The organism is Streptomyces sp. NPDC043853, assembly GCF_056436025.1.
In genome coordinates this window covers 1-10,410 of the sequence record NZ_JBWKDJ010000014.1, presented here as the reverse complement: position 1 = coordinate 10,410, position 10,410 = coordinate 1, and the positions used below count along the sequence as shown (strand labels likewise).

The 10,410-nt window shown below is 66.5% G+C and carries 13 protein-coding genes and 1 pseudogene; 3 read left to right on the top strand and 11 right to left on the bottom strand.

Going from position 1 to position 10,410, the window contains the following annotated elements:
• Positions 1-319 precede the first annotated feature (319 nt).
• Positions 320-751, bottom strand: a complete 432-nt coding sequence (locus AC067U_RS29525) for a DUF6542 domain-containing protein (protein WP_478832853.1) — start codon at positions 749-751, stop codon at positions 320-322.
• A 244-nt stretch (positions 752-995) separates the two neighbouring features.
• Between AC067U_RS29525 and ychF the strand changes: the two genes are divergently transcribed.
• Positions 996-2,084 carry a redox-regulated ATPase YchF gene (ychF, locus tag AC067U_RS29520; protein ID WP_478832852.1) on the top strand — a complete coding sequence of 363 codons (1,089 nt, stop codon included), beginning with the start codon at positions 996-998 and terminating at the stop codon, positions 2,082-2,084.
• A 260-nt stretch (positions 2,085-2,344) separates the two neighbouring features.
• Here the strand turns inward: ychF and AC067U_RS29515 are convergent, their stop codons facing one another.
• The 8 genes from AC067U_RS29515 to AC067U_RS29480 form a co-directional block, all read right to left on the bottom strand.
• Entirely contained in the window at positions 2,345-4,552 is a 2,208-nt protein-coding gene (locus AC067U_RS29515; RefSeq protein WP_478832851.1) for a caspase family protein, read from the bottom strand.
• Positions 4,552-4,965 (bottom strand): effector-associated constant component EACC1, encoded by a 414-nt coding sequence (locus AC067U_RS29510; RefSeq protein WP_478832850.1) that lies wholly within the window; start codon positions 4,963-4,965, stop codon positions 4,552-4,554. Before AC067U_RS29510 ends, AC067U_RS29515 begins: the two co-directional genes overlap by 1 nt.
• A gap of 178 nt (positions 4,966-5,143) precedes the next feature.
• Positions 5,144-5,713: a hypothetical protein gene (locus AC067U_RS29505; RefSeq protein ID WP_478832849.1), complete on the bottom strand. Its 570-nt coding sequence runs from the start codon at positions 5,711-5,713 to the stop codon at positions 5,144-5,146.
• Between the two features lie 138 nt (positions 5,714-5,851).
• The gene (locus tag AC067U_RS29500) at positions 5,852-6,481 is read right to left on the bottom strand and encodes a DUF6000 family protein (RefSeq protein WP_478832848.1); all 630 of its coding nucleotides are present in this window, start codon (positions 6,479-6,481) and stop codon (positions 5,852-5,854) included.
• 3 nt (positions 6,482-6,484) lie between these two features.
• Positions 6,485-7,216 carry a HEAT repeat domain-containing protein gene (locus tag AC067U_RS29495; protein ID WP_478832847.1) on the bottom strand — a complete coding sequence of 244 codons (732 nt, stop codon included), beginning with the start codon at positions 7,214-7,216 and terminating at the stop codon, positions 6,485-6,487.
• Positions 7,213-7,599 carry a CPCC family cysteine-rich protein gene (locus AC067U_RS29490; protein WP_478832846.1) on the bottom strand — a complete coding sequence of 129 codons (387 nt, stop codon included), beginning with the start codon at positions 7,597-7,599 and terminating at the stop codon, positions 7,213-7,215. The genes AC067U_RS29495 and AC067U_RS29490 overlap by 4 nt, the downstream gene beginning before the upstream one ends.
• A 340-nt stretch (positions 7,600-7,939) precedes the next feature.
• A complete protein-coding gene (locus tag AC067U_RS29485; RefSeq protein ID WP_478832845.1) occupies positions 7,940-8,203 on the bottom strand; it encodes a type II toxin-antitoxin system RelE family toxin in 264 nt (87 codons plus the stop codon).
• A complete protein-coding gene (locus AC067U_RS29480; RefSeq protein ID WP_478832844.1) occupies positions 8,196-8,465 on the bottom strand; it encodes a type II toxin-antitoxin system Phd/YefM family antitoxin in 270 nt (89 codons plus the stop codon). Before AC067U_RS29480 ends, AC067U_RS29485 begins: the two co-directional genes overlap by 8 nt.
• Positions 8,466-8,503: 38 nt before the next feature.
• Here AC067U_RS29480 and AC067U_RS29475 point away from each other — a divergent pair.
• Both AC067U_RS29475 and AC067U_RS29470 read left to right on the top strand, forming a co-directional pair.
• Positions 8,504-8,656: pseudogene (locus tag AC067U_RS29475) on the top strand (type II toxin-antitoxin system Phd/YefM family antitoxin); the annotation flags it as partial.
• Positions 8,653-8,907, top strand: coding sequence for a Txe/YoeB family addiction module toxin (locus tag AC067U_RS29470; RefSeq protein ID WP_478832843.1), 255 nt, complete (start codon positions 8,653-8,655; stop codon positions 8,905-8,907). The pseudogene AC067U_RS29475 and the gene AC067U_RS29470, both read left to right, overlap by 4 nt.
• Before the next feature lie 75 nt (positions 8,908-8,982).
• Here AC067U_RS29470 and AC067U_RS29465 read toward each other — a convergent pair whose 3' ends face one another.
• Both AC067U_RS29465 and AC067U_RS29460 read right to left on the bottom strand, forming a co-directional pair.
• Positions 8,983-9,246 carry a type II toxin-antitoxin system RelE family toxin gene (locus tag AC067U_RS29465; RefSeq protein ID WP_478832842.1) on the bottom strand — a complete coding sequence of 88 codons (264 nt, stop codon included), beginning with the start codon at positions 9,244-9,246 and terminating at the stop codon, positions 8,983-8,985.
• 18 nt (positions 9,247-9,264) lie between these two features.
• Positions 9,265-9,801: a hypothetical protein gene (locus tag AC067U_RS29460; protein WP_478832841.1), complete on the bottom strand. Its 537-nt coding sequence runs from the start codon at positions 9,799-9,801 to the stop codon at positions 9,265-9,267.
• Between the last annotated feature and the right edge of the window lie 609 nt (positions 9,802-10,410).

Genomic DNA, 10,410 nt, shown 5'->3' with positions numbered 1-10,410 from the left:
GCGCGATTGCCCACACGGCCGGCGGGACGGGGCCGCCCGTCCTGCCCCCCACGGCCGTGGAACGGCCGGCACCCACACGGCCAGCGGCGAGCGGCCGACGCGATTGCCCACACGGCCGGCGGGACGGGGCCGGCGCGCCCGCCCACACGGCGGCGGCGAGGGGGCCGGCAGGCCTGCCCCACGGCCGTGGCGAACGGCCGGCACCCACACCATGGCGGAGGTGGTCCGCCCCGCCTGACCGCACGGCGCAAGGTGGAGCAGCGCCCGCATCGCACGGCGAGGTGCCCAGCCCGGGCCCGGGCAAGGCCCGGAGGAGCGGTCAGCCCTGCGCAGGCACGCGCCGCGCCGCGGCCATCCGCCGCCGACTGCTCCACACCGCCCGCCGCGCCAGCGCGATCAGCGCTGCCACCAGCGTCCCCGCGTACAACCACCCCGCATGCAGCGACAGCGCCGTGACCACCCCCATCACCTGCCCGCCGAAGCCCCCCGACCCGCCCGCGATGGGCCACACCCCCACCGCGAAGGCGATCGGCACCGCCACCGGAGCGGTGACCAGGTCCGCCGGACGTACCCACAGCGCGGTCATCGCGGCCACCGGCAGGAACAGCACCCCGTACGCGATCAGGGACACGTCGAAGACCAGCCAGTCGATCCCACCCGCCAGCACCATCGCGGCGCAGGCGAACAACCCGCCGCCCAGCCCGGTCAGCCGAGGCCGGGGCAGCCGGCGCTGCGCGCCCGGCCGCGGCACACCCGGCCGCAACCGGGGCCGTGCGGGCGCCCCGCCGCCACCGGCAGGCGGTCGCCGCTGGGCCGGAGGCACCGCCGGCCGCTGCCGCTGTCGCTGCGCGGGGTGATGATCTGACCGCAACCTGTATTGCTCCACCCTTCGAGGCTAGGCGCCGCACCCCGGTTCGAGGCCCTGGGACACGCGTAAACTGTCTGATGGCCCATGCCCGGGCCGTACCCTCCAGCAGCTACGGGAAGTCGCCAACGTGTCGCTCACGATCGGAATCGTCGGTCTGCCGAATGTCGGCAAGTCGACCCTGTTCAACGCCCTGACCAAGAACGACGTGCTGGCGGCCAACTACCCGTTCGCCACCATCGAGCCCAACGTGGGCGTCGTCGGCGTCCCGGACGACCGTCTGGGCAAGCTGGCCGAGGTCTTCAGCTCGCAGCGCGTCCTGCCCGCCACCGTCGACTTCGTCGACATCGCCGGCATCGTGCGCGGCGCCAGCGAGGGCGAGGGCCTGGGCAACAAGTTCCTCGCGAACATCCGTGAGTCGGACGCGATCTGCCAGGTCATCCGCGCCTTCAAGGACGAGAACGTCGTCCACGTCGACGGCAAGGTCTCGCCCAAGGACGACATCGAGACGATCAACACCGAGCTGATCCTCGCCGACCTGCAGACCATCGAGAAGGTCCTGCCGCGACTGGCCAAGGAAGCCCGCATCAAGAAGGACGTCGCCCCGAAGGTGGCCGCGGTCGAGGCCGCCAAGGACATCCTGGAGAAGGGCGACACCCTCTTCTCCCAGGGCATCGTCCAGGGCTCCGAGAAGGCCGAGCTCCTGCACGACCTGCACCTCCTGACCACCAAGCCCTTCCTCTACTGCTTCAACGTGGACGAGGAGGAGCTGACGGACGAGGCCTTCAAGGACGAGCAGCGCGCCCTGGTCGCCCCGGCCGAGGCGATCTTCCTGAACGCCAAGCTGGAGGCGGACCTCGCCGAGCTCGACGAGGAGGACGCCATGGAGCTCCTCCAGTCCGTCGGCGCCGAGGAGCCCGGCCTCGCCACCCTGGCCCGCGTCGGCTTCGACACCCTGGGCCTGCAGACCTACCTGACGGCCGGCCCGAAGGAAGCCCGCGCCTGGACCATCAAGAAGGGCGCCACGGCCCCCGAGGCGGCCGGTGTCATCCACACCGACTTCCAGAAGGGCTTCATCAAGGCCGAGGTCATCCACTTCGCCGACCTGATCGCCTGCGGCTCCGTCGCCGAAGCCCGCGCCGCCGGCAAGGCCCGCATGGAGGGCAAGGAGTACGTGATGCAGGACGGCGACGTCGTGGAGTTCCGCTTCAACGTGTGAGTAAGCCTCCAGAGGCTCCCTGACCTGCGGTGACGCAAGTCAGGGAGCCTTGCTGTCCGCAGCAGTCCGCGTGATGCTGCGACCAGTGGGTCTCGGCGCCGACCATCGGATGCGCTTCTGTCATTCCGAGGGGGCGACGTCCATGCCCGTCATCATTGTTCAAGAATGCGGATCGGTAGCTGCTGCCAGGATGGCGGAGGCGGCGAGTACCCACGCGAAGTCGGCTACTGCGGTCTCGTCCGAGCGTGCGAGCGCACCGGCTAGCGAGGGCAGCGGGCGATCCTCGGAAGCCGTGACGAGCCGAGGAGCCGATCAAGTGCCGGCACACCCTCGTGATGGAGCGATGGGCCATGAGAACCAGGCAAAAGTCGGCGCAGGGCACGGGTTGCGACATCGGTCAGTGTTGTTCCGATCTCCGGCCCGAGCGAGAGGTCGAGACTTCCGGCTAGATGCACTTGCCGATCGTCCCACTCGTCGATGTGCTCGCTGAGGAAGTCCAGAACCACAGATTGCCGCCGCCCCAGAAGGAGCAACTCGCAGGCCTGCACGACGTCGCGAAGATCGAAGATGAGTCGGGCGGTTATCCATGAAGGTCCGAGGTCGGGTTCCTCGCAGCTGATGACGAGCTCGTCGGCATCGGGACTTTCGGCGACCACCTCCAGTTGGAGGCTGCCGCGCTTCAGGAAGTCCTCAACCGCCCGCTGTTCTTGCTGACCGTGAACTACCAGGGACCACCACGGAATCGCAGCCCATGTGCCATGGTTCATCTTGTGTTCTTCGAAGGGCGTGAAGATTTGAGGGCGCGTCAGAAGGTGCTTGCTGAAGGTGGCAAGGCAACCGTCCTGGAAGTGCTCGTCCGCTGTGCGCTCGCGTAGCAAGTCGTACTCGATGGCGCTAATGCTTTCGATGGCGAGTGCGATGTCCTTCAATTGCTCTTCGATGCTATTTGCCGCCCGTACGAAGACTGTACGGGAGTCATGGCCCGCTGGTGCCAGAGCGACGTACTGGGCGAGGGTCCGCTGAGCTGCCTTGCACCGGACGAGATCGCCGCCAAGCTGAACCAAGTGGCGGGCGTTGAGTGTGCTCCATGGGCGAGTGGACATCCAGTGTTCCCAAGCACGGTCGCCTCCACCGCGCTCGCCGAGCACCATTGCTGTGACGGTGCCGACTCGAAGATCCGGCTCGGCCTTCAGCTTTTCCCAAGGGTCGGGATAAGTGACCAGTGGGAGGGACGGCAGCGAGGAGAGCGCGCTCAGGACGCGGGTGTCCGTGGTGTCCCAAAGATCGCTGAGTTCCCGCTCCACGCGTGGACGAGGCATCGTACGGCTTCGCTGGGCAGCCCAGTATTCGATCAGCAACATGTACGTGCTCTCTGGCGCCCACGGGGAGAGTCCCAGACTTCCGAGGAACGGAACGCTGTTGGCCAGCCCGTCTGCTTCGTATCCGGACTGGACCTCGGCGATGAGTTCGGAGAGTTCGTCAGTGCTGGGGAACGGAGTGGCGAACACCCCACTGGAGGAGAGAATGTCGCTGATGGTCGTGGTGCTCTTGCCCTGGGCGAGTTGAGTGGCGATTCGTGCTACCAGCAGTGAGCGGATGAGCGTCGGATCGCCGAGATCGGAGCGGATCTGGTCTTGGGCGAGTGCCGAGACATCCCTTAAGTGCCCGAGCAGTTCCTGGTGAATCTCACGGAACCATTCCTCCCGCTTCACCGAGAGCGTCGGTTTCTCTGTGGGCGGGCGCCACTTGTTACGGAAAAGTGCGATGTTGTGCCCCAGTCCGCTGGCTCGTTGCTGGGGCAGCGGCATTCCCTGCGATTTGAGTTGACCGTGCACGTACTTGTACAGGGAGCTCATGTCCAGCGGGTCCGGCACTTCTACTATGCCATTGGTAATCGCCTGGACGAGTTCGCCGGTGAACGCTGTAAGTGGGGCATCCGGGGGAGCCATAGCCGCTTGCGTCGCTGCTGAGGCGGTCATGACGTAGGTGCCTTCGATGATGGTCTCGTCCGCGACCTCATCGGTACTCCCCATGAACCCCTCCAGCGCAGCACCGCTGTAGCAACAGTCCAGGATCACGACCTTGTTGACAGCCGTGCTGTCCAGCACTTCGGTACGGAGGTCGTTGAAGGCCACGGACGCGTACTGTTTCCTGCCCCGTTCTGAGTTGCGCACGGCGAGACGGAGGGAGCCATCGGGTAGCCGCGTACCGTGGCCGGCGAAGTACACCACCAGGGTGTCCGACGCTTCACTCGCCGCCCGGTGTACGGGGTCGAGCGCGCTGCTGATGTCAGTGGGGTTGAGTACCGTCGTGCAATGTCTGTCCGGAAGGCTTCCACCGAGTGGGGACCTGAAAAGCTTGGCCAGCTCGGTGAGGTTGTTGCGCACCGCTGGCAAGGGTGGGAAGTGCTGGTATTCGTCCACCCCGATCAGCACTACACGGGTTCCGTCAGGATCGGGCAGGCGCATCACCGATCTTCGGAGACCGAGGGCGCCGACGCCTGGCTCGTGCCGATGGTCCCTGGCGCTACTTCCGGAGGTGTGGAAGCCAGCAAAGCCGCGACGCGACGCAGGGTGTCCTCTGATGTGTCGTGGACTGTCACGGTCATTTCACCGCGGGCGATGACGACCGGCCCGGGTGACGATGGGCGGGCTGTTCGCCAGGCAACCACAATGTTCACCAACAGGCTCGCGGCGGCGAGACCGTTGCTGACGAACATGTTGATGGTCTCTCCCGCGTTCATGCGGCCAGAAGCGCTAACAGGCAGTGCCAGCTCGACCTGTGCGTGGCGCCGGAGCTCACGATCCTGCCGGAGCCAGTAGTACAGATCGTGGGCCGCCGTGTCGTCGCCTTGTGTATCGACGGTGATCTGCAGCTCCATGCCGTCTCCCCCTATCGCCTACAGTGCTCGATGCTCATGGCAGGGAACGGGTGCCCCTTCGTAACTCCTGCCCCAGCTGTCAATCTGGTTGGAAGGATACGTCCCCCAACAGGATTGGCTCCTCGCAAAGTTCGGCAACCGTGTACATCGGTGCCCCCGCTTGACTGCGGCTGATCGGTCAGCTGCCGAGAGCAGGGATCTGCTGGTCGGCGATGGCCTCCCTCAGGAGGCTCTGTGTGCTGGGGTGCCGTCGGTACACCGCGTCGATCTCACGCGATGCGGCCGCATGGTCGTAGGGCAGCACGAGCTGACGGGCGACGCCGTATCGAAGTGCGTCCGCGACATCTTTGCTTATCTCGACCGTCCGTAGACCCTCGACGATGCCGGTAGAGGCATCGACGAGCACCATGTACGCGGTGAAGGGCTCACCTCGCTGCCCGGGCACGCCGACAGTGCGGCCGCGCTGGCGGTATGCCTCCCATGGAGAGTCGCCCCAACCGAGAGCCCCCTTCGGGGCGCCGGGGCGGGCCGGGGTGTCGAAGCGGTAGCACCACATCAAATGTCTGTCCCCGACGGTGACCGCGACCGTCGCTGAGCCGGTCGTGAACGCGGCCAGCTCGTCTGACGTGAGGCCGTCGAACGAATAGATGATCTCGACGTGGTTCTCGCTGAGTACCAGGTCGGCAGCGGACTTCGGCCAGTTGACTTGCCTCGGGTACGGCTCACCGACGACCAGTGAGTACGACATGGTGCTTCCTCTCTCGCCGGCCTCGAATCAGAGCTGTTTCGTCTGCCAACTATTTCAGAGGAGGTGAGCTGCAGCAGACACGATCGTGACATCAATGACCGCGGTGCGGTAGCTGGGTGTTGGCTCGGGCGGGGGAGGTCAGGAGCGTGACCAGCCGTTGGCGAACTCGCACTGGAGGTCCGTCCACCGGCGTTGTTCGGCGGGGGTGTGGCTGAGGTAGCCGAGGTGTCCCACGCCCCTGACCCACTCGTCCCAGAGGCCGCCGGGCTTGATAAAGCGGTCGGCGTGGTGGGTGCCAAGGTGAGCGTCTAGGCGAAGGAGTGCACCGAGGGCGGCGGACTGGTCGTAGTGGAGGTCGGCGCGGGGGAGGTAGCGCTCGAGGTAGGCAGTGAGGATCTCGGCGTCGGCGTGTGTGCCGAAGCGGGCCAGGGCGAAGCAGTAGGCGCTGCCGGAGTAGCAGACCTCGCTGGCCAGGAGCAGGTCGCCGATGCGTGCCCGGAACCGTTCGCGGCGGTCGACGCCGATCAGCCAGCCGGCGGTGAGACGCGAGCGCCATTCGTACCCGAGGAGGGCTTCCAGTTCCTCGTCAGTGATCGCGGCGGCGTCACTGAGTAGGTGTCGGGTGAAGCGGGTGGTGTGCCACCACCGGGGGCCCAGGAACCGTCCGCCATTCAGTACGAGATAGCGCGGGAGGCCGCCGTACATCCTCGTCACGTAGCTCTCGACCACATGGCCGTAGCCGACTTCCTCGGGGTGTTGGGGCGGCATCGGTCACTTCTCCGGGTAGAGGTCGGTACGGTCGATCCAGGTGGGGGCGACGAAGATGTTGTCGCCGGTGGGGGCTTCTGAGGCTTCCAGCAGGGACCAGGTGCGGGATTCCTCGACCAGGTGCTCCCAGGGCGCGGTCCAGTCGAGTTCCCAGTCCAGGGCGGGGCCGGAGACGCCGTATGTGCCGCCGGCGTCCACTCGCCAGAATTGGGAGTAGAGGATCACCTGGGCGTGGTCGGCCAGGTCGTTGATGATCTCGGTGAAGTGGGCTGAAGGCCAGCCGGGGGCGTTGTCCGCAGTGGTGGGTCGTAGGCGCGCGGTGAGCGGCGGGACGGCGGGGGTGCGTGCGCCGAGTTCGGTCAGGGCCCAGCGGATGCCGACAGACTCGGTCCAGTCCGGTGGGGTCGCCCGTTCCAGGCAGGCGCGATAGGCGCGGCGCAGGGGCTCGATGGCGCCGTCGATTTCCAGGCTCGCCAGGGCCATGGCCGCCCATTCGCGGACGGTCGGATTGTCGCTGTCCAGCAGGCCGATGAGAGCGGGGCCGCAACGGGGATCGCCCACCTCCTCGAAGACCTCGATGGCGGTCAGCTGGCCGAAGCCGCCGAGGGAAGGCAGGCCGTTGATGACGGCGGGTATGGCGTCGGCGCCGATCCAGATCAGCTCCGCGCGGGCGTCGTAGGACTCGTCGGCCTTGCCGTCGAGCTGCTGGACGAGTGTCTCGATGTGGGAGGTCATGACGCGGAGTGGTCCCGGCGCCAGAAAGTGGGGAGCCACCAGCAGAGAACCGAGCTGTCGTCGGGCCACGGGGCGCTGTCCTCGGCTGCCCAGTCCTCGAAGGAGTCCCGGGTCAGATCGATGGGGCGCCAGGCGGGGTCGAGCGGCTCGTCTTCGGCCGGCGGGCGAACGAACCGGAGGCCGTGCTCGTCGCAGGCGCCGAAGTCCTGGTAGTTGCGCTGGGCCTCGATCAGGGAGACCTTGTTCGCCCCGCCGGCCATGGTCGGCCAGCGGAACTGGACCCCGTCGTCCTCCCAGAAGCAGACGGGACAGATCTCGTACGAGCCGGGCATCGCGCTCAGCACGCGGTGTCCGTAGCACGGGCAGGGGTAGGAGTCGCTCACCTGCGCAGTTTCGTTGCAGGTCCCGCCCGTGTGCCATGGATTTCTCTGCCTCGGGATCCCCGGCCAGTCCGCAGCCAGTCCGCAGGACACCCGTAAACGGCCGTCGGGAGCCAACGCGTACCAACCAGGAAATCCCAGGTCAGGGCCCTGGAGGGGGTTCCGCCGCAGGTCAGGATCGGGCTTCAGACATTCCGCTTCAACGTGTAATCGACCTGTTACTGCACGCTAGGTAATCTGTCAAGTGGGCAGGTCAGAAGGGGTCGACTCCTCAGGGAGTCGACCCCTTCGTCGTCACCGTGCTGGATGGATGCTGGATATTCTGACGTCGGATCAGCTGGCGTCAGGTGTCGTAAACGGTGGAGCGACGCCCGACGTGTACCACCCAGACCACGAGCTCCCCGTTGTCGATCGTGTAGACGACTCGGTAGTCGCCGACTCGCAGTCGACGGCGTTCCGGCTGCGACACGAGCGCGGTCGTGTCGCAGCCGAGGGGGTCGCTCTCCAGCTCGGTCAGCTTGGCGAGGATGCGCAGTGCCATGTCGCGAGGGATCTTCCGAAGCTCGGCCTGCGCCTCGGGTCGGAAGACGGTTCGGTACTCACTCACCGCGCGCCAGCGTCTCCCTCATGACGTCCTCGATCGGGATGCCGGGTGCAGAGTTGGCCATGCGCTCGTCGATGATCCGGTTGATCTCGCGCTCTTCCCATTCCTGGTACTTGCGCAGCACCTCGATGGAGACGACGGCGGCGACTTCCTTGCCTCGGCGCGTGATGACCGTGGGCACGTCGTCGCGGTCTGCGCGCTCCACGACTTCCGCCAGGTGGGCGCGCACGTCGCGGATGGACTCTATGGGCAGCGGCTGCGTCATGCGCTCAAGCGTACCGAGTGTGCCATGTGTACACCACCGCGGCCCTGCGCGAGGGCTCGTACCTGCTGCGCTCGCCGGCGAACGCCCGTCGACTGCTCAAGGCGTACGAGAACGCCCTGGCGCACATCAACGTGTCCGAGCGGGAGCTGATCGATCCGGATTCGGCGGACGCGGGTGCGGGTGCCGCGTGAGGCTTGTCTTCGAGGATCAGGGCTGGGATGACTACACGTCCTGGCTCAAGAACGACCGCAAGATGCTCGCCCGGATCAACAGGCTGATCCAGGACGTCAGGCGCGATCCGTTCACCGGCATCGGTCAGCCCGAGCCGCTGAAGTACCACCTGCCTGGGGTGTGGTCGCGGCGGATCGACGACGAACACCGTCTCGGCTATCTGGTGACGGACAAGGAGATCACCGTCCTCACAGTCAGGTACCACTACTGACTGCTTGGGTGAGCCTCCCGTGCTGGCATGGTGCCCGGATGGGTGCTGGATATTCTGGCGCCGGGTCAGGCGATATCAGGTGTCGTAAACGGTGGAGCGGTGTCCGACGTGAACCGCCCAGACCACCAGTTCCCCGTTGTCGATCGTGTAGACAACGCGGTAATCGCCAACTCGCAGGCGACGGCGCTCAGGCTGCGATACGAGTGCGGTCGTGTTGAAGCCGAGGGGGTCGCTCTCCAGCTCGGTCAGCTTGGCGAGGATGCGCAGTGCCATGTCGCGAGGGATCTTCCGAAGCTCGGCCTGCGCCTCGGGTCGGAAGACGGCCCGGTACTCACTCACCGCGCGTCAGCGTCTCCCTCATGATGCGTCCTCGAAGTGGGCCTGGACGGTCTCGGGGGAGCGGTCGGTGATGAGGCGGAAGAGGAAGCCGGAGCCGTCCGGGTCCGCGCTGCCGGCGGGGAAGGGGATGGCCGACCCGGTGCGCCAGGCGGTGTCGCTGGTCTCCCGCCACAGGCATGCGGTGACCCGAGGCGTGTTGATGCCTTCTTCACGGAAGGCGGGCTCGTCCAGGATCGGGCGCAGTGTGGCGGGCACGTCGTCGATGACACCGGGCCAGACCCGTATGTCGTCCGTTCCGTATGGGCTCATCGGCGACTCGTGGTCGAAGCCGCGTATGAGCACGCCGGCCGGGGTGAAGAGGACGGAGAAGTCGTCCCCCGAACCGTTCTCCATCAGGGCCGCCTCCATGCCGGGCCCCCAAGTGGTGTCGAAGGTGTACTGGGAGAACCGCGGATCGTCCCCGATCGTGGCGTCCAGGACGGCCAGTGCGCGCAGATGGGCACGGAGTCGGGAGGGGTCGGGGAGAAGGGCGGCGATCTCGTACACAGTGCTCATGGCGTCATGGGAACAGTCGCCGCTGACAGTCCGGCATGACCGGTCCGGACAGTGAAGTGGCCTACCGCGAGGCCGTGCACGCCGGCAGCTCCGATCGTCGGGACCCCACGCACGTCAACGGGGAAACGCCTGGTCGGGGTGTGTCTGACCAGCTCCGGCGAAAGGCTGCCCGGCCTGTGGTGGCGCGGGTTGGGCGGCCATCGCCGTCCGCCTCGGAGGGCCCAAGTTGACGCGGGGATCCCCGATCCGTATCGTTCTCCGAGCTGTTCGACGTGAGCACCGACCCCGGTCGGCCCCGAACAGCCATTCCGCAAGATCCGCAGAAGCTGACGGCGCTTTGTCGTGCCGTCCGCCTTCATGCGCGTTTGCGAAATGAGGAATCCACGTTCGAACGTTTCGAGCGCGAGCCGCCCGATTAGCGTCGGGGGCAGGGAATCCGCTAAAGTCTCACTCGTCGGAACGGCCCAACAGCCGGGAAGACAAATCCCGCTGACTGGGAATCAGACGCCGAAAGGATCTGATAGAGTCGGAAACGCAAGAACGAAGGAAGCGCCCGGAGGAAAGCCCGCGAGGGTCAGTACGAAGGAAGCGTCCGCACCTTGAGAACTC